Origin of the sequence: Reichenbachiella sp. (assembly GCF_039944555.1) — a bacterium.
In the GTDB taxonomy this organism is placed as follows: Bacteria; Bacteroidota; Bacteroidia; order Cytophagales; family Cyclobacteriaceae; genus Reichenbachiella.
The window spans coordinates 194,559-215,531 of the sequence record NZ_JBDUYN010000014.1 but is presented as its reverse complement, the minus strand read 5'-3'; the positions used below and the strand labels follow the sequence as shown (position 1 = coordinate 215,531).

9 protein-coding genes are annotated in these 20,973 nt (G+C 41.1%); 2 read left to right on the top strand and 7 right to left on the bottom strand.

Features of this window, described 5'->3' with window-relative positions; genetic code table 11:
* From ABJD64_RS21800 to ABJD64_RS21770, 7 genes are all read right to left on the bottom strand, one after another.
* The coding region (locus ABJD64_RS21800; protein ID WP_348176640.1) for an FG-GAP-like repeat-containing protein at positions 1-4,167 on the bottom strand (4,167 nt) is incomplete at its 3' end.
* Positions 4,168-4,234: 67 nt separating this feature from the next.
* A complete protein-coding gene (locus ABJD64_RS21795) occupies positions 4,235-4,999 on the bottom strand; it encodes a hypothetical protein (RefSeq protein WP_348176638.1) in 765 nt (254 codons plus the stop codon).
* A gap of 125 nt (positions 5,000-5,124) precedes the next feature.
* Positions 5,125-7,107 carry a hypothetical protein gene (locus tag ABJD64_RS21790; protein ID WP_348176636.1) on the bottom strand — a complete coding sequence of 661 codons (1,983 nt, stop codon included), beginning with the start codon at positions 7,105-7,107 and terminating at the stop codon, positions 5,125-5,127.
* A gap of 7 nt (positions 7,108-7,114) precedes the next feature.
* A complete protein-coding gene (locus tag ABJD64_RS21785) occupies positions 7,115-8,659 on the bottom strand; it encodes a hypothetical protein (protein WP_348176634.1) in 1,545 nt (514 codons plus the stop codon).
* A gap of 3 nt (positions 8,660-8,662) precedes the next feature.
* Entirely contained in the window at positions 8,663-9,310 is a 648-nt protein-coding gene (locus ABJD64_RS21780) for a hypothetical protein (RefSeq protein WP_348176632.1), read from the bottom strand.
* Between the two features lie 35 nt (positions 9,311-9,345).
* Positions 9,346-9,801 (bottom strand): hypothetical protein, encoded by a 456-nt coding sequence (locus ABJD64_RS21775; RefSeq protein ID WP_348176630.1) that lies wholly within the window; start codon positions 9,799-9,801, stop codon positions 9,346-9,348.
* Positions 9,798-10,361, bottom strand: a complete 564-nt coding sequence (locus ABJD64_RS21770) for a sigma-70 family RNA polymerase sigma factor (protein WP_348176628.1) — start codon at positions 10,359-10,361, stop codon at positions 9,798-9,800. Before ABJD64_RS21770 ends, ABJD64_RS21775 begins: the two co-directional genes overlap by 4 nt.
* A 338-nt stretch (positions 10,362-10,699) precedes the next feature.
* On the opposite strand from ABJD64_RS21770, the gene ABJD64_RS21765 reads away from it, so the two are divergent.
* On the top strand, positions 10,700-13,660 hold the full coding sequence (locus ABJD64_RS21765; protein WP_348176626.1) for a triple tyrosine motif-containing protein: 2,961 nt from the start codon (positions 10,700-10,702) through the stop codon (positions 13,658-13,660).
* 183 nt (positions 13,661-13,843) lie between these two features.
* A complete protein-coding gene (locus ABJD64_RS21760) occupies positions 13,844-20,899 on the top strand; it encodes a glycosyl hydrolase (RefSeq protein ID WP_348176624.1) in 7,056 nt (2,351 codons plus the stop codon).
* The last annotated feature ends 74 nt before the right edge of the window (positions 20,900-20,973 follow it).

Sequence of the window (20,973 nt, the reverse complement as noted above, 5' to 3'; positions counted from 1 at the left end):
AACCGAATATTGGACAGAAGTAGTTTTGTTACCCTCACTGTCAGTTGCCTCAATATAAAATGTAAGGCCCAGGTCCCCGAACGCAGAATCGGTAAATGTCCCGGAATAATTATCCCCAGAGATGCTTATCGCTGTTGCTGTGTAGTCCGTTTCAGACGTTTTTTTGGCAAAAATCTGAACATCTGAGAGATTTACGTTATCCGTTATAGTAGCTGTAATTGTATATCCACCTGATCCTATCAGATAAGAATCAGCAGCTATGATATTAGAGATAATAGGACTTCCAGCGACAGTTACAGTTACCGTCCAGACTTGAGAAGTACTCCCATCCTCAGAAGTGACTGTATAATTCACCTGACTAGAAAAATCATTGGCTGTTGTTCCACTTATCTGGGTTGTGCCATTGGCTTTGGTGGTTGCTCCACTAGACAGAGTAAAAGTGGCAACCAGCGATGTCAGGTCTGTACCTGAAGCCACTTCAATAGAAATGGTGTGGTTATTTAAATCAATTGTTGCAGGGCCGGTCTGCTGACTGAAAGAGTACGCTAGAATATCACTAGCATTCGTGATGACCTGATCTGACGTACCAGTTCCCAAGAGTGGAATTGAATTGGTCCCACTTGTCATATTTGAGATAGCTGTTAGAGTAGAGCTGTAAGTTTTGGCCTCGGTAGGAGAGAATGTAATCTCGACCTGAAATGAACTTGATGGTTCAATTTCCTTGTTACTAAAAGTACTTCCTACGTCTACTACAAACTGTGGAACTTCTCCATAAGACAAGCTACTTACAGTCAGAGGGCTATTTCCATCATTATGAATAGTCAAAGAGCGACTCACAGTTGTATTTAGTAGAATATTGCCAAATGACAAATCTCCTTCCAATCGTATGATTCTAGTTGGTGATATTGTTTTACTTAAAACCGATACCGTATTACTTCCATTATTAGCTACAGCTAAATCAGCTTTACCATCATCATCCAGATCTCCTATCACAACAATGTTTGAACCTTGGCCTGTCACATATTCAATTTTCGATGCATAACTTATCGAACCAGAATTTACACTTACGTTTTTAAGTATCGCTAAACTACCACTACTTGAAACTACCAAATCAGGCTTGTTATCACCATCCAAATCACTAATGGACACAGAATTAGGATAGAATGACGTTGCATAGTCTACCTTCGAATCAAAACTGAGTTCAACACCAGTTCCTCTGGCATTTCTAAACACTGATACGGTATTATCACTTTGATTTACTACAGCCATATCGGTCTTACCATCCATATCCAAATCCCCAACTGAAATAGAGACTGGACTTGCTCCCGTTGAATAATTAACTTTGGATGCAAAATCAACTGTGCCAGCACCTGGACTATTATTTTTAAATACAGCTACTTGAGCATCAGAATCAACCGCAACTGCCAAATCTGGCTTGTTATCTCCATCTAAATCTTCTATTGAAATGTCTGTTGGCTTTAGACCAGCCGGGTAATTCAACCCTGGAGCAAAACTAATAGCATCAACACTTGAACTGGTATTTCTAAATACCGAAACAATCCCACAATCTAAACTAACAATCGCTAAATCAGTCTTACCGTCACAGTCAAGGTCACCGATGTCAAGTGCAACAGGATTACACCCTGTTGCAATATCTAGCCTAGCTGAAAAGCTAATAATGCCAGTATCTGAACTGGTATTCCTAAATACGGACACAGACTTACTCGTATAATTTACCACTACCAAATCTACTCTACCATCCCCGTTTATATCGCCAACGGAAACCGAATTTGGCTTAGTACCTGTAGCATAATCATTCCTAGCAGCAAAGGAAACGGTTGAAGCACTTGTATTTCTGAACACTGACATTGTATTGCTGTTGAAATTCAATGTAACCAAATCTGCCTTACCATCGCTGTCTAAATCAGCTAATGCAGTTGAAATCGGATATTCTCCAGTTTCGTAGTCAGTTTTGGAGGCAAAAGAATTAGCATCAATTACTCCTCCACCATCAAAGGCTACCACAAAAGGTAATGATGAATAGCCTATTAAGTTATCAACCAAAACGGTAATAGGCTCATAAGTTGCACCCGCGGGAACAGTCACTGTAAGCGATATTGAAGTGGCTGCAGTGACGGCAGCTTTAGCGGCTCCAAAGAAGACAATATTGTTGGCTGGTGTAGCATCGAAATTAGTGCCAGTAATGGTTACTTCAGTACCTATCGGTCCATTTGCAGGAGAGAATGAGGAGATTGTAGGTACAGGCTGAGGTGCGATACTCACCGAAACCACCCAATCTTGAATTGTAGAACCGTCTTCGGCTACTATAGAATATGTAACTGGACTAGAAAAATCATTGGAAGTAGTACCACTTACTTGATTTACTGATGCGATCTTAGCCATCGCTCCATATGACAAGCTAAAAGCAGGAGTCAGTGACGTTACATTTGAACCGTAGGCCGCCTCAATTTCTATTGTGTGATTTTCATTATCTATAATTGCTGGCTCGGTTTGCGCAGAAAGGCTAAAAGCCGTAATATCAGTCATATTACTGGAAGCGGTAGTAACAGTTACGTTCCAATAATCATCATAGATTCCATTCGAAGACGTAACATGATAGGTAAAGGGACTTGTAAAGTTGCTTGCTGTAACGCCACTCACATGGATTGTACCATTCGCTCTAGCCACAGCAGACTCTGAAAGTGTAAACGTTGGTATCAAAGAACTAAGATCTGTACCAAATGCAACTTCGATATCTATAGTATGGTTGACCACATCAATGGTTGAAGAACCTGTTTGTTCCGAAAGAGAAAAACTGAGTATATCAGTTTCTGTATCAAGCTCTGGATTTACACGAACTCTCCAAAGCTGAGATGACACACCGTCTTCTGCCAAGATTTCATAGACCACAAAATTATCATATAATGGAAAAACACCTGCAGCAATAATCACTGAGCCTACATTTCTATAAAAATCATTAGATGTAGCTCCGCTTACCTGAGATATATCATTCACCTTTGCACTGGCACCTTGGGATAAAACAAAGGTAGCAATGAGTGAGTGTAGATCCGCTGAAGGTGATACATTGATTGAAATAGTATGAAGAGTATTGTCAATTACAGCTGAACCAGTCTGTTCTGTAAAGGAAAGTGCAGTTATATCCGTTTCACTATTAGGAGGGCTTTTTGAAACTGTCACTGTCCAGACTTGAGTTGTAGATCCATCCTCTGCGGTTATGGTATAAGTGACGACATTGGTAAAATCATTCACGGTTGTTCCACTGATTTGATCGGTCAAATTGACTTTGGCCGATGCTCCCGCAGAAAGTGTAAAAGTTGATATTAGGGCTGTCAAATCTGTACCATAGCCCACTTCTATATCTATTGTGTGATTGACATCGTCAACAGTTGCTGGACCAACCTGCTCCGTGAAACTATAAGAAAGGAAATCTGTATTAGTATTTGCGTATAACGCACTTCTTTCTGAATCAGACAGCGCCCTACTGTAGATGTGAACGTCATCAATTATTCCCTCAAATTTCCTATCCCAAAGTGCATCGCTGTGATGTACTGCTCCAATTACGAAATTGGTATTACTATTGCCCGATTTCATGGTTGCCGTAATTGATGTTTCCGAGACAAGTACCTGATCCACATACATCTTGATCTTCCCATCATCGGCAATAACTAATACATGCTGCCAAGATGTATTATATGTGCTGCTTACTACGTCTGTCGTCTCATACGCCCCATTATGATAAGCTTCAAAGGTGAGGGTGGTTGCAGGGTCGTTATCAAGAAATAGTAAATAAAACCTCCTGTCTTCTGTAGCAATATGTCTGCTCAAAATAGCCTGCAAAACACTTAGATTCGTATTATCAGGTTTTATCCAAACGGAAATTGTATACTCAGGGTATTTTTCCAGATCAAAAATTGTTGAGGCTCCACAATCAATATAGCCGTTACCATCGAATGCATAGGCCGAATTGCTGTTTCCAAAACGATCTGCAGTTAAGCTTGCTCCAACAACATTTCCATGAAGGGCATTGGCCGATTCGTCATTGGCATTACCACTGAATGGATAATAGGCTATATAATCAGTCGGCTGAGCAATCAAACTACCTGCTACTATGATCAAACCAAAGAAGAGAAAAGAAACTTTATTCATAAGCGCTCCCACCACAGTTAATTCTCACACTGTACTATTATACATCCGTTTTCCGATTTCATCAACATCAAAGCGTCGGCAAATCTGGCGGATTCGGAAAATTATCGCCACCTTCTGACCCACTGCCAGAATCCTTCAGTAAAATATAGCCTACTCCGATCAGCACTGCAGCTGGCAATACTTTGACTACTAGTGGGATCTTTCTTTTAATTCTAAACTCACCGGAAATTATGGATTGTGCGGGGTTCGTATTAGACTTCAACATGAATTTATACTTGCTTCCTGCTTTTGTCGATTTTGGAATATCCCATATATGGGCGGGTGGCTCGATTTGAGTTTCTATTGTGGAAACCAATTGACCTTTTCTCAACAGATCTATAGAATAATTATCTTCTTCCAGGCCTCCCTTCCACTTGATATCCATTGGCTTACCTTTTTTTCCACTACCATTTTTTTCTGGTGAAATAAATCTGATAGGTGAAAAAGTCATTTTGGCGGTTATGCTAAAATCTACTTCTCCTTTGATATTCTTGAAATTTTCTTCGCCTGAAAAAACAAACTGGAGTCTGTTGCCTGGTCGAACATCAGACAAACTCCCTTCTTTGACTTGCATTTCTTTCGTTACATTTCCAAAATGTGCCATTATGGTGATTTGATAGAGTTCATGGATACTTTCCTTGGGCATCAAATCGAAAGTAATGATCAAATCCTCCTCCACTATTTGAGCCGCAGCATTTTCCACTTTTTGTGCTTGTGCAACTGATATCACTGTCAGCAGTCCAATAAGAACTATGACAATTTTCAATTGTATATATTGATTTCTATTCTCCACGACTATCCAACTTTAACCACTCAAGAAATGCTGCCCTGATAATGCAATTTGCTGATCGAATTCGCAAAAATACAATAAAATATCTGCATCGTAACTCACCAGTTGGTGTCAGGAATAAGTCTGCTCTAATCATCTTCTAAGGGTAAAATGACCAAAATATTATTTTTTCGTATGCTAAGCGGATTCGGATCAAAATATTGAGTTTCAGCGTATGATTTTCCTGCCAATTTGTTTCCTTGCTCATCAAATAATGTTATTTGGGTAGTGGCATTTTCGATTACAGAATCTGACTGACCCACAATAGTCGACCACATTTCATATCCCTTTTGATCCAACTTTGACAATTGATAGCTTCCCTTTTTTGTAACAGTGAGCAGGACTATGTTACCCTCCTTATCGATGGCTATTTTTTTTAATTTTTTTTCAGGATCCACGGAAATCGTTTTACTCCATTTGGCCTTATTGTCGATGTCAAAAGAAGCCAATAACAAGCTGTAGCCTGATGTAGATATTGCTTCATCCTGAATCAGGATACTTTGTGAAAAATTGCCTGCCATGATTGTGCCTTCTTCAATTTTAATCACCTCTGGCGAGGTCAATTCGCCCTTTATTCCTAGCATTTCTTTTAGATTCTCTAGCGCGGGGGAACTCAGTTCTGACCTTTCCATTTGTATAATCTCTGCAGAATAATTACTTAGATCTCTCATGGACATGCCCACAGGAGCATTAACATACGTGGGGTCACAAACGACGTATTTTTTATCATTAAGCATGAAATAATCTCCCGCTACTTCTGTCTCAAAACGAACAGCTGTAGCAACATGTGAAGGATAATCTAAACCAACGACTTCATTACCCAAGAGGGTATTGACTAAGTATGCGAAAAAAACTGAGCGGTCTTCACAGTCAGAAAAAGGATAGTGTAAGATTTCTTCAGGGAAAAAAACTTTCTCTTCACCGAATTGGGCCTCATCAATTTTGTAACTGAAACTTTTCTGAACCAAGGCCAGTAGAAAGCCAACTGCTTCGAGCTCATCCATTGGCTCCATTATCGGATGCAAATTATGAATAAGGGATTGTTTTGTAACTTCCGAAATGTGCGAATTGAAATAGCCATCCAATGCTATGGAGGGAATGACGTTATAGAGATCAATTGCATTTTTATTGTATTCAAATTTGAAATTATAACTCTTATCCATGTAGGAAAAGTCAAATAAATTATACTTCGAACTCTGTTTTAGATTAAGAGCCTCGTTGATAGTGAAGTCCATAGTTTTGTAGGCTCCGGGATAGTCCTCTTCATAAGCGTACAGCTCACCTCCAGAATAATCCATAACATAAAACGGGATCTCATTATGAGTAAAATAGCTTTTACCGAATACCTTCCTGTTGCTTGGCAACAATAAATAAACTTGGTTCTCATTATATCCAATTTTTGATTTGTACTTGGATTTGGAAAGGATGAACCAAGTAAATAGACGTCTTTTGTTTTCCGTAGAAAATACGTAAGAAGTGAACTCCTTTATTAGAAGATAATAACCATAATCATTTAGTCGGTATTTCATTTTGTAATAGAGAAACCTTTCTAAAGCAAGCCTATAATTTGACTGGCTAATTTTTTCCCAAAAATCTCCGATTGTTGCCGGAGAAATGAAATTCAACTTACCCAAATCCAAATTCGTATCATATTTCAACAATACCGTATCTCCGAAGAAAGGGAAAGCCACCGTTTTGGACTCATCGGTATGTACCGCCCGTTTATGGTTGACAGGCATGACCAGTTCCTCAAGTAAATCCAACTTTTGAGGAAGGTGGCTTTGCTCAAGTTTTTTCGATTCTGGTATAATTTTACGCACCCGAGGAAACTCAACTGGTTTGGGTCTAGGTTCAATAATAATTCCGTCATGTAACTGAAAAGCTCTCCAGTTTTTCCTTAAAAAATCTGCGAATTCCTTGTCCTTTTGTTCGACAAACTCGTCATATCCCGAGCTATGGCTACTTTTTGCACTATTAAATTGATCACGAACGCTTTGTCCCGCGGACATTGACAAGGTCACGGTATAAATCGCAATGAGTAAGAAAAATTTAAGGTATTTCAACCAGTTCATATGATTTTTAGTCTATGGTTGCGATAACTAGCCTCTCTTCCACAGCAAAACCTCCCGTATCAAGTGCCTCTTCGCTATATGATCTGTTTTTGATGATGACCTCTTTGGTTTCAGCAGTTATCAAATTGAACCCATCTTTCATCTTGGTATCCAAAGGTACAAATTCGACATTTTGAGCATTGGCCTGAACGAATTCGATACCACATGGGCATGTCACTTCCCACTCTAAAGGCAGTTTGATCACACGATTGACTTTTCTATAATCGATATAATAATTATCAAGTAACATCACTTGAGTACCGTCCGCCCAATGGTTTATTAGCCTGATGTAGCCGATTTTATTCATTCGAATCAAAAGTCTCAGTTTATCTCCTTCTTTGTAAATTAATCCTTCATCTCCTTTGTTAGTCCATATTTCAAGTTTGGCTCCTCCGTTTACGATTTCATTTTTTGAGAAAAGTTTACCCTTTTCTACTGCGTAGAAATAGTTGGACGGTTTGTATTCCAATTTGGAATTGATCAGAGTTGCTATAGTCGTCCATCCTTCTTCTCCGGCTAGAATTGTTTGATTTAGGTCATCTTCCACCTTCCGAAGTGCCATTACGACCTGCAAACCATCCTGGCCTTCTTCCCAATAACTGCCCGAAAGAAAGTTGCCTGTTTTCGGTTGGTATGGTGCGCTCTTGAAATCAGCTACAATGAATCCCTCATTGGTCAAATCATTAATGAGAAGAGAAGAAAATCGTTCGGAAAACGCACTGCTCATTTTAGAATCTCTATAGGTAATATTAGATACTTGTATAGGTTCTTTCAAAGTACCGGTCTGCATCTTTAATGAAGCCACCAGAAAAGCGCTCAATTCTGATAGTGATAAATTCTTGCTGCTGTTGATGACCTCGGTCATTTTAGCTATCTCTCTTTTCAAATTTTGCGTCTGAGCTTTTAGCAAAGTATCCTTATCATCCAGGCCACAAATCACGAGTATGGTCTGAGCTTCTTCCATCTCTCTAAACAACCTTTTGGTCGAGTAAAAAATTCTCAGTGCTTTGATCTGATTGATTCTCAATAAATCAGACCCCAGATGAAATTGTTCTTCAATTTTTTGAAATTGGCTCTGAATTAGATTTGAATAATGATCAATCACTTCAGATTTCCTTACCCAAGTGAATGCAAAAATTTCTTTCTTTCGTGTATCAATAAAAACATCAGTTTTCAAGCCAGATACACTAATGTGGCTGTAAGACTGACTCACCTTTTCAAACTCTTGTAGTGAAATAGAGTTTACATTGGTCATTTTGTTTGTAATCTTACTTTCTATTGAAATTCTTATATTCTCGGATAACTGAACTTTGGCTTGTTCAATGATGTCCAGCTTTGCTTTTTCCAGATCATCACCTTTACTTAAATGCCCAGACATGAATCCGGTGAAATAGACGGCAGAGGGATAATTATCTATTCTTGATCTGTAGGATGTCCAATCCTGTTTCTGGGCTGAAAGGTACCCTGAACTAGAAACCAATAAGAGACCAACAAGAGCGCAAAACCTCAGCATTAATTACAAACCCAATAACTGATTGAGCTGTGCTTCATTGGTGTCCAACTTTTCACTCAATTCCTGTTTCATTATTCTTTTAGCTATACTCTTCACAGTTTTTAAGCTATAGATCGTAGAATATCTGTACTCAACATTATTGTCCACCTTTCTGTACATACGAATGACTGGTTTTAAAGCACCCAATTCTTTTTGGATAAGCGTTTTACTATTCGAAATAAACTCATCAATTGTCTCGACTTCTCCATTCTCATATTGTGTATTGGCCTTGTTGTTAGAAACCAAAGCAGAAACCTCTGACTGTATCTGACCTGCCAATGCTCCTCTGGCATTATCCATAGCATTGGCCGAAGCTACTCCCTCAGTACCGGCTACCGCACTTCCCATAGTAACGATATAAAGTGGGTTTCCTTTCTCATCCAACAAATATTGCTTTATCATGGACACTTCAAATTGTTTATCGAGCGGAGGGTCTCCAGGAAGATTGCTAAAGCCCATTTTCTCCCATTTTTTTGCCTCTTTTCTTGCTCCTTTAATGGCTTTGTCTTTTAGCTCTTTCTTTGCGTCTTTATAATCGGTTTGCGCCTCACTAGCCGTACCCAAAAGAATAATTGCCAAACATACCGTTAAAGCAATAGTATAAATTTTCATATCAGTTGATTTAATTCTTTGGTTTATACCTATAATTAAAAATTGTCAACACTACTTTTTGCTTTTTTTAATGAGTCCGAAACATTTTGAAGACTATCACGCTCAAGCGTTGCCGAATCTGCATGAACCGGTGCTTCGTTGATCTCAAACATCATGGGTGTCTCATTTGTGATGTCGGCGTTATTTTTCGTTTGATAAAAGAATAGCATAATCAGTGATAAAGAAGCTGCGATTCCACCATAAAAAATATATTTATTGAACGGAATTAATTTCTTACGCTCCTTACCTTCAATATATTCTTTCAGATAACCGTCTAGATCAATTCTCAGTTCAGCTTCCCCCTTCTCGCGAATGGCCAGAATAATTTGTTCATAAAGAGCTCTCTCCTTTTTCAACTCAGGGTTTTCTTCCAACAATTTTTCCAACTCTGCTCGATCATTGGCGCTGAGATCATTTTCAAGAAGCCGAATTATTTGTTCCTCTATTTTCATGGCTGCTGAATCAGGGTTGGCATTTTACTGACTTTATCTCTAATCTTTTTCAAACATCTGTACTTTTGCTGCCGAACAACCTGACTCGATCTATATGCCAGTCGTTCTTTAATTGCCTCTAAGTTTAGTTTTTTAAAATAAAATAATTGAAGAATCTCCTTGCATGTATCTCCAACCTCATCCAGAATTTTGTGAATTTTCTGGCCCAAATCTGGAGACGAAAACTGAGGCAATTCAAACTCAAAAGTCTCTACCGCTGTCAAATCTTGATCGATTTCACTATCGGCTATCTTGATTTTCTTCCTCCTCAATTGGTTAAGCCACATTCTTCTGCCGATGGCAAACAAATAAGTTCCTATAGAAGAAGTCAGTAGAAACTCTTCCTTGATTGCATTTCTATGAAATACTATAACCGTTTCCTGAAAAATGTCATGTCCATCTTCTCTGGAGCCAGAATTTTTGGTAACAAAAGAGGTAACTGTATTCAAATGAACATAAACATGCTTAAGCACACTCGTGTTACCATTCTTTAATTCCTTAATTATGTTTGCTTCGGTCATCAACTATTATTTCAGAAGGCTTTCAATTTAACTATTTAGCCCAGAATGACAAAAGTAACATTTGCTGATTAATAGCTGTTTCTTAGAAATGTCAACATTAGTTTGAAAATAGTACCATATACGTCCTCGTTTGAAGAGAATTCACTGAGAAAGGAACATCATCATCTATTCTACCTACTACTACTCTAAAGGCAAGTGATTATTTATTATTAATATTTGATCAATCGGGTTACATCTTCTTGTAGCATCACCCAACCATTATTGATCTAAATATCCGTGTCTTTTTATTGGGAATTTCATAATATACGTTGAGAAAAATTGTCAATTATGAAATGTCTATGAGTCGATTGCAGAAGAGGTTGCTCATTGCCGAATTGTTGCTTATTATATCTCCTATCTCCCCTTATGCACAAATCAGCGATAAGGGAGTGCCAAATATTGAAAATTTTTCCTATGAAGTATATAGCGCAGGAGCTCAAAATTGGGACATACTACAGGACGATACCGGTGTCATGCTTTTTGCCAACAACTATGGTTTACTGGAATACAATGGTCACGAATGGAACCTAACTCTTCAGACACCGAACAAAACTGTTATGCGATCCTTACACAGAGGCTCGGATGGCAGGATCTATCTAGGAGCTCAAAATGATTTTGGATTCATTAAGACCAACAACACAGGTCAGAAAAGGTACCACTCATTACTTCCTAAAATACCAGATCGTTTCAAAAATTTCAGCGATGTCTGGGAAATCTACGAGACTTCGTACGGTCTCTATTTCCTTACCAACGAGGCCGTCTTTTGCTATCAAAATGATACGGTCACGGTTATCAATCCCTTAGACAACCTCAAGAGTTTTTCTAAGGTAAATGATTCGATCCTGGTGCAGGATATAAACCACGACATTTTCGTAGTCAAAGAAAATTCATTGGAAAAAAGGATTGATAGTCATGAAATTGATAATGCTTTTATTTTAAAAATTTCTGAAGGCGAAGATGATCGGCTCATGCTCACTACAGAGCTAGGAGGCATTTTACCTTACATCGATAAATCAGCTGATTATGCCAATAAAATAAGTAATGGCTACCTCGCCAAAAATAAAATCCATTGTACGCAAAAACTTAGAGGTGGATATCTCGCCATAGGTTCCGTGGCCTCAGGGCTCTTGATATTGGACCAAGTCTACCAGCCAGTTCAATGGCTGAGTAAAAAAAATGGTCTGCAGAGCAACACAATTCTGGCTTTAGGCACTGATAATATTGGCAACCTTTGGGTGGCCACCGATGTCGGCATTGACTATGTGGAGATCGCCAGTCCATTTAACAAGATCAATGCAAATTACAATTTGGAAGGCACAGTATATTCTATGGTATCTCAGGGAGATTTACTCTACGCTGGAACAAACGCCGGTCTTTATGTCAGTAAATGGTCCAAACGAGAGAACCCCCTGCGTCCAACTCTTGGTTTTCGACCCTTTGAGCGTCTTTCGGGTCAGGTTTGGAATGTTTATGCCATTCATGGCGTCATCTATGTTTGTCATCAGAATGGCCTTTTTTATTTAGACCACCAAGAACCAAAAAAAATTTCTTCGTACTCCGGGGCCTGGAACTTACGCCAGTTGAAACGTGGAAGTCCTTTCTATTTACAAGGCACCTATACGGGCATTCATCTCTATGAGTTAGTCGATGGTATATTAAAGCATCGCTGGAAAATAAACGGATTTGAAGAAACCAGCAGGGTCATAGAGATAGAAGAAAATGGCACTATTTGGATGGCCCATGGATACAAGGGAATTTTCAAGCTTACGCTAAACAATGAATTAGATACTTTCGTTGCTCAACAATTCTATTCCAGCAAGCAAGGCTTTCCTACCAGCCTGTTCATCAATCTATTCAAAATCGATAATAAAATCGTATTCGGAACCGAATACGGTACTTACCTCTATAGTCCTGACCTGGATTCGATGATAAAAGACCCGTTCTTCAACAAGATTCTCGGCGATACCGAACATATCCGCTACCTCAAAGAAGACGATGAGGGTGATATATGGTTTGTGAAGGGCGATGATCTGCACGATCAGGTGGGTGTAATTGATTTTTTTGAAAATGATAAATATGAAGTGATCAAAGCACCAATGCAAAAGCTACACGGCAAACTGAACCCTGGATTTGAGAACATTAACGTGCAGAATACCAATAGCGTGCTATTTGGAACCAAAAATGGTTTTGTGCTATTTGACAGGACCCAAAACAGAAATTATTCAAAACAGTTTAACGCTGTTTTGACTCATGTCAAATTGTTGAATAATGATTCGCTCATCTATGGGCAATCTGCAATTGATGAACAGCGTCCGGTAAAAGATCGTGTAGGACAGATCTTATTACCTAATGATCTAAATTCTTTAAGCTTCGCTTTTTCGTCTGACCATTATGAAGATTCTAAAGAAGTAAAATATAGCTTCTATTTGGAGGGGCATGACCAGGATACACACAATTGGGTGAAATCCAATACGGCCAGTTATACCAATTTGCCTAGCGGTCAATACACCTTCAGCCTAAAAGCAAAGAATATCTATGAAGTTCAGAGCAATGAAGTTCGATACACTTTTCTGATTGCCCCGCCTTGGTATTGGTCAAAAACTTTCAAAATCATCTATGTACTTGTTTCGCTTGTTTTATTATGGCTATTGATAAAGCTATTTAGGCTCAATATTAAAAAGGTACAGAGAAAGGAAAGGTTAAAACAGCTTAGGATCTTACGAAAAAATCAGGCCCAATTCAAAAAAGATAAACTGATCTCAGAAAAAGAGCTTGTATTGCTCAGAAATCAAAGATTGGAAGATGAAATAGCTTTATCAAAATCCAAAATGGAAGTGCTCAATACGGAATTGGCCTCATCTATTATGGCAATTACACAAAAAAACGAAGTGCTGATCAAAGTGCGTAATGAATTGAGTGCATTGCTGAAAAAAGCCAAAGAATCCAATGTAAAGTTCATCGGTAAGGTCATACATCTTATCAATCAGGATATCGAAACGGAACAGGATTGGAAACAGTTCAAAATTCATTTTGATAAGGTGCATGGCAATTTTCTGGAACGGATGAAAAACGAATTTCCGGATGTTACCGGTAAAGATCTACAATTAGCAGCCTATTTAAGGTTGAACTTATCTTCCAAAGAGATCGCCTCGATGATGAACATCACTTTGAGAAGTGTAGAAGGGTGCAGGTATCGTTTGAGAAAACACCTGGATCTGGATGGTTCTATCAACTTGAGCGAGTTCATATTGAGATATTAAAAACCAACCGAATTAAATTCATAACATATTAATTAACAATCAATTACAATATCATAGCCAAATGGGTACGTAGTTTTTACGTGGTATTTCAGGTATCTGAGTGTTTTTTGAGAGGTAGGTTTTTTGTGGTAAGAATGACTGCGCTCTAATATGCATGTTCGAATCAAACTTAACGAACACGCTATGAAAAGAGCACTACTTAATTTTATTTTAATCCTGATTGTTCTAACGAACAAATTCAGTCTAAATGACGCCTTCGGTCAGACGGTGTCAGTGGGCAGCGGAAGTTATACGACCACGTTTCCGGGTGTCGACGCTGCCGGTAGAAATACATTCCCCTCCGGCACACCACAGCTTTCGGGAATAGCTGCTACAAAACCTGTTCCCACCAATGATTGGTGGTCTGATCTAATGAAATCCGATCACGGCGGAAAGGCTTTTAGTTATCCGCTCTCATTTAAGTCCATGTCTAACGGCTTAGTTATTAATTACACCATTCCTCTGGGTTCCGGCCCAACCGATTATCGGGAACCCATCAGCGATGTGAATGCTATAGTAGTAGGTACAGATGGCCTGAATGCTTCCCTCTCCACGCCTTCTAATCACTCTGATTGGAGCGTTACCATGAATTGGAACGACGATTTTAATGCCACGATGAACATCGGATCACCTTTTGTATATTTTGAAAAAAATACTGGAGCAGCTGCAAAAGTATCGGTCAACTTCAATGCTACAGGTGTAAGTGTGGATGGTAACAAGCTCGTCGTCGTCGACAACATGAATAATTCCAATTATGTTGTCTTCGGACCATCAGGGTCGACCTGGAGCGGAAGTGGTGGCGTTTACACCTCCACCTTGAACGGCAATAATTATTGGTCCATGGCCTTACTTCCGTTTGGAGTGGACATTAATGCAGCTATCGCCGAATTAGAGCCATACGCCTATGTATTCCCGGGAAACACGGAAGTAGATTGGAATTACAATGAGTCTACGGGAAGTGTCAGTACTACCTTTACGGTGACTCCAGATGTGAAAGAAGGAATTAATTCAAGCATTCTGCAAGGCCTGCTCCCTCATCAATGGGACCGACTAGCTGCAGCCTCTCCATTACCCAATGGCCCAACCTATCCTTCTGTTCGCGGTACTATCAAAACACTTGCATCTAATACTTTTATTGTTGAAAATACATTCAGTGGGATTCTGCCCACTTTACCGGATTTGGGTAAATACAGCAACGGTTTCGACCCAGGTGCTTTAGCAAGCAAGATCAGCCAAATAAAGAATGACGGCCTCCCTGAATGGACTGACTCCTACAATCAAGGACAGGACATGAATCGCCTAATTCAGGCGGCAAGAATCGCAGATCAAATGGGTGATACTGAAACAAGGGATTTAATGGTTTCAACGGTTCAAACCCGTCTGGAAGATTGGCTAACCTATGAAAGTGGCGAGGTAGCCTTCCTATTCTATTACAATTCGGATTGGAAATCCCTATTGGGCTATCCGGCCGGACACAGACAAGATGAAAATCTCAATGATCACCATTTCCACTGGGGCTATTTCATTCATGCCGCAGCAGCCATAGAACAATTCAATCCGGGTTGGGCCGAGCAGTGGGGAGACATGATCAATCTGCTTGCAAGAGACGCGGCCAACCCATCCAGAAATGATAGTATGTTCCCTTTCCTCAGAAACTTCAGCCCTTATGGTGGTCATAGCTGGGCCAATGGATTTGCGACCGAACCTTTCGGGAATGATCAGGAATCTACTTCCGAATCCATGCAATTCAATTCAGCACTGATTCATTGGGGAACCCTTACGGGCAATGATGAACTAAGAGATTTAGGTATCTTTTTGTATACCACCGAACTTTCAACCATTCAGGAATATTGGTTTGATGTGGAAGAAAGATCTTTTCAACCAGAATATGCCTATGAGATGGTAGCCCGGGTTTGGGGTGGTGGCTATGACAATGGCACCTGGTGGACCGACGACAAAGCAGCTTCTTATGGCATTCAATTGTATCCGATCCATGGTGGTTCATTGTATTTAGGCCATCGAGCAGATTACGTACAACGAGTCTGGACTGAGATGACTCAAAACACAGATGTACTCAACAACATTCCTAATGCCAATTTGTGGTACGACACTTATTGGAAATTCTTATCATTTATAGATCCTCAACAAGCCGTCGATCTTTATGATTCCTACGCGGATCGCGATATTAAAGTGGGTATCTCTGATGGGCATACTTATCATTGGCTGCATGCCATGAATGCCATGGGCCAGGTGAAAAATGAAATCACTGCCGATTACCCAATCGCAGCGGCATTCGAAGATAATGGCTCAATGACCTACGCTGCGCATAATTATGGGAATTCTCAGATTACCGTTCATTTTTCTGACGGGTATAATTTAAATGTACCAGCCAACAGCATGGCAACAAACAGGGATGTTACTGTAGACATTGCCCTTACTATCGACCAAACTGAAGTACCGGTGGCGGGCAGCGTGAATATGACCGCTTCAGTATCAGGCTCAGGAGTTACCAAAGTTGAATTTTATGTTGGAGATCAGCTGATAGGAACTGACAACTCAGCTCCATACAGTATGAACAGTGGATCTTTAGCAGCCGGATTTCCAAGCCTATATGCCAAGGCCTATATCGGAAGCGGTTTGAATATATCCAATGTAATCGCTGTGCAGGTTGGTGCACAAGCTGCTTATTCCGGAACTCCTGTAGCTATTCCCGGGACGATTGAAGCCGGTCTGTACGATACATTCGAAGGCGGAAACGGGCAGGGTATCGCCTACTCCGATAACAACTCCTTTAATGAAGGTAATTTCAGACCAGAAGAAGGGGTAGACGCCAGTACTACAACCAATGAAGGGGCCACAGTAGGATGGATCGACCCTGGAGAATGGTTGGAATACACCGTCAATGCCAGTCAGGCGGGTGCCTATCAGGTGACTTTAAGATACGCCTCAGGGAATACAGCCGGAGGAGGGCCATTTTGGTTCGAACGTGATGGAACAAAAATTAGCAGTGACATCAACGTCAATTTTACCGGTACCGATTGGAACGTCTGGCAAAACGTAATCACACAAAACGTCAATTTAGTTGCCGGCGAACAAGTCATTCGGGTGCAAGTAGGCAATGGCGGTTTCAACCTGGGTAAAATGACTTTTGAGCTAACCGGCACTTCCGAACCGGTACTCACCTCCATATCCGTTACTCCATCCAATTCAAGCATTGCACCAGATGCCACACAACAATTTACAGCAGTCGGTTTAGATCAATTTGGAGCTCCGTTTGCCACCAATTTTACCTGGAGTTCAACTTGTGGAACTATTTCCAATGGATTGTACACAGCTCCTTCCACGGCAGGTAGCTGTACAGTCACGGTCAGTTCCGGCGCTCTATCAGCAGACGCTACAGTCACAGTAAACACACAAGGCTCTGGCATTGGAAATGTACTTTGGGAAGAAAATTTCAATGCCCTCAATACCGAGCAATGGAATCCTAATACAGGAGACGGTTGCGATATCGGACTTTGTGGTTGGGGAAATCAGGAATTAGAATATTACTCACCCAATAATGTATATGTCGAAGACATTTCCGGCGAACCGGGTAACAGTGCACTGGTATTGGAAGCCAAAAATGAGAGCATCGGCAATAGTTCTTTTTCTTCAGGGAAAGTGGATACGGACGGAAAAGTATCTATTCATTATGGATTGATCGAGGTACGAATGAAAGTACCCGATTTAGCCACTGGTCTCTGGCCAGCCGCCTGGTTGCTGGGAGATGCCAATTTAACATGGCCGGCCAAAGGTGAAATTGATATGATGGAAATGGGTCATGCCGCAACAGAAAGGGAACGTCAAGGCTTTCCGGGCGTTACTGAAAACGACTATGTGGGTGCCAATGCCATCTGGCAGGCTCCCGACGGCTCCGTAGCGAGTATTGCCTGGGACGTGGATTATAACCAACCCTATATCGCTGACCAGCCTTTGAATGACCGATTTGTCACTTATCGTTTGTACTGGGAGCCTACCCAAATGCGATTTTCGGTAATAGACAACGGTACCGAACATGATTTATATACGAACCCATTACCCATAGATGAAAATGGTGAGTTGAATGCCTTCAACAAACCATTCTATATGTTACTTAACCTGGCCGTTGGAGGAAACTTCACTGATGCCGCCAGCCCGGGTCAAGTCACTGCCCCTTTACCAGCCAAAATGTATATTGATTATGTAAAAGTGTCGCAGTACAACGGTCACGGAAGTGTAACCTTCACCGACGGAAGTCTGCCAGCTGAGTCCGGAGTATTTGGCGTTTTCACTGAAGATACCCCAACAAACAATCAACTCAATTTTGGCACAGATGCCGAAATATTTGCCTGGGGAGAAACTGTGCAAGAAGGGACTACAGCCCCTTATGAAGGAACCGAAGTGATTGCATGGGAGACCACCACAGCCAATAGTTGGTTCGGTGGGGGTATTAGTTCTCTTTATGGAAGAAACATGTCCAATTATGTGGAAAACGGGTCATTGAAATTTAAAATCAAGATTCCGGGCGATGTGACCTTCAGAATCGGAGTAACTGACAATTACACTAATGAGCAATACGTTAGTTTTCCAGCTGGGCAGACTACTTACGGCTTGGTGAGAGACGGTGAATGGGGGCAGGTAGAAATTCCGATAGCAGATCTGGAAGGAATTATTGCCTTTCAGGACATGAACTACCTATTTGCAATAGTCAGTCAAGACGGAGCACTACCCACTTCAACTTTCCAATTTGCCATTGATGATATTGTATGGGATGATGGCAATGGAAATAGTACGCCGGTCCTAACATCCGTAAATTTATCGCCCCCCAATGCTACGATTAGCGAGGGCTCGACCCAACAATTCACTGCCGCTGGTTTTGATCAATTTGGTAACCTATTTACAATCAATCCTACCTGGTCAACTACAGGAGGAAGTGTTGACAGCAATGGATTGTATACAGGATCTACAGCAGGCTCATTTACCGTTTCTGCCTCTGACGGCAGCGTCTCAGGAACAGCCAGTATCACGGTCAATGCGGTGGCAGTTCCTGTATTGACTTCAATAATACTGTCACCCGCCAACATCACTATAGACGAGGGGGGAACTCAACAATTTACAGCAGCAGGCTTTGATCAGTTTGGCAATCCGTTCGCGATCAATCCTACCTGGACATCCACAGGTGGAAGTATATCAGCGGCAGGATTGTTTACCGGAACTGCAGCCGGTACCTTTACAGTCACCGCCAATGAGGGTGCCATTTCAGGCACAGCTGAGGTACAAGTAAATGTGGTTGGAGGTGACGAATGCACAGGAGGCCCATCCAATGGAGACTACACGTATTCAGTATCGGGAGACTCAAGCAATCCTACTATTACATTTGAACCAGGATACGCTGGAGTCGGAGACAACGTCGTTATACTCTTTTATGGATTTACGCCCGGAGGTGGTTATCCGGGATATATCGTTGCACCAAATTCAGCCTATGCCATCACAGCAAGCGCTGGCCAGACTGTTTATTTCTACTATACCTACAGTGTACCGGAGGGTGGTGAAAGAAATACTGCCAATGATATACACTCGGTCGTGATAGGAGATTGCGGATCGGTAGAAGTTCCTGTTTTAACAACAATTACAGTTTCTCCATCGAACGCATCTATAAATGAAGGAGCCATGCAGCAATTTACCGCTTCAGGCTTTGATCAGTTTGGAGATGCTTTTACTATCAACCCGACCTGGTCGACTACAGGTGGAAGTGTTGACAACAATGGATGGTATACAGGATCCGTTGTTGGTTCGTTTACTGTAACTGCGTCTCAGGATGGTCTATCCGGAACAGCCAATGTAACCGTGGAAGCTGCTTCGGCTGGTTGGGCCTTACTCGGCCGTATTGAAGCAGAAAATTTCAATGGTGGAGGAGAAGGCGTAGGATACCATGATCTGACCTCAGGAAACACAGGCGGTGCCTTTAGAAATAATGAAGATGTAGACATCGAACCTACTACAGACAGCCAGGGCGGTTTGTACAACATCGGATGGATTGACGCCGGTGAATGGCTGGCATATGACATCAATGCAACTGCCACTAGCAACAGTTATGACCTTTCGTTGCGAGTAGCCTCACCCAGTGGAAGTGGACAACTTCATATCGAGATAGATGGAGTAGATGTTACGGGTATTTTATCAGTTCCTAATACTGGAGGATGGCAGAACTTTACGACTATTATTGCTTCCAACGTTAATGTGCCGGCAGGTAGTCATACGATGCGCGTGGTGTTTGATGCATCAGGCTTGAATCTCAACTACATCGAAGGAGGTGAGTCATCTGCACCAGTTCCGGTGTTGACCACCATCACTGTTTCTCCGTCGAATGCCACCATTGATGAAGGAAGCACACAGCAATTTACAGCCACTGGTTTTGATCAGTTTGGCGATGCGTTTGTCGTCAATCCAAACTGGACGGCTACTGGAGGGAATATGGGTAACAGCGGATTGTATACTGGTTCCGCAGTGGGCTCATTTACCGTGACAGCGACCCAAAGTGGCGTAATAGGGTCAGCAAATATTGCGGTCAACGCAATATCTTCCATATGTAGCATTGCAGGATATACCGGCGATTTCTCTGTTGAAGTATCTGACGATACGAATAATCCTACCATGACTTTTGTACCTTCAATAGCAGGTGTGGGTGATAATATTGTGATTTTGTACTATGCAACATCCGCAAATGGGCCATGGCCTGGGTACATTGTTAATCCTGGTCAGCCATACCAGATCAACGCTAATGAAGGGCAAACCATTCATTACTACTATACCTATAGTTTACCGGAAGGTGGCGAAAACAATACCTCTGCGAATAAAGATAGTTTTGTAGTTGGTTCTTGTGTTAGCAGTGCCAGGATTCGTGGAACCTCGACGGATATGGAAGAGCATTTAGATGAAGGACTTTCTTCGTTGCAGCTCTACCCTAATCCTGCACAAGATTTACTGAAGATTCAGTCAAGTCGGGATGCTATTTTGTCATTATCTGTATTCAATCTGATGGGGATGCATATCATCGATCAGAGTTATGAGATAGGTCAGCAAGTGATTGAATTAGATGTTTCCGATTTCGATCAAGGCAATTACTTTATTAGAGCCAACAGTTTGAATGACACACAAATATTAAGATTCATTAAACAATAAACCACTAACCTAAAGGAGGCTGCTCAAGGATGATTATCCCTTCGAGTCAGCCTCCTTTTTTTGGTTATTGCCTT

Bases quoted from the DNA above. Each gene is read 5' to 3' on its own strand.
- ABJD64_RS21780 (WP_348176632.1), bottom strand. From the start codon at position 9,310: ATGAAAATTTATACTATTGCTTTAACGGTATGTTTGGCAATTATTCTT.
- ABJD64_RS21775 (WP_348176630.1), bottom strand. From the start codon at position 9,801: ATGAAAATAGAGGAACAAATAATTCGGCTTCTTGAAAATGATCTCAGC.
- ABJD64_RS21790 (WP_348176636.1), bottom strand. From the start codon at position 7,107: ATGAACTGGTTGAAATACCTTAAATTTTTCTTACTCATTGCGATTTAT.
- ABJD64_RS21785 (WP_348176634.1), bottom strand. From the start codon at position 8,659: ATGCTGAGGTTTTGCGCTCTTGTTGGTCTCTTATTGGTTTCTAGTTCA.
- ABJD64_RS21770 (WP_348176628.1), bottom strand. From the start codon at position 10,361: ATGACCGAAGCAAACATAATTAAGGAATTAAAGAATGGTAACACGAGT.
- ABJD64_RS21765 (WP_348176626.1), top strand. From the start codon at position 10,700: ATGAGTCGATTGCAGAAGAGGTTGCTCATTGCCGAATTGTTGCTTATT.
- ABJD64_RS21760 (WP_348176624.1), top strand. From the start codon at position 13,844: ATGAAAAGAGCACTACTTAATTTTATTTTAATCCTGATTGTTCTAACG.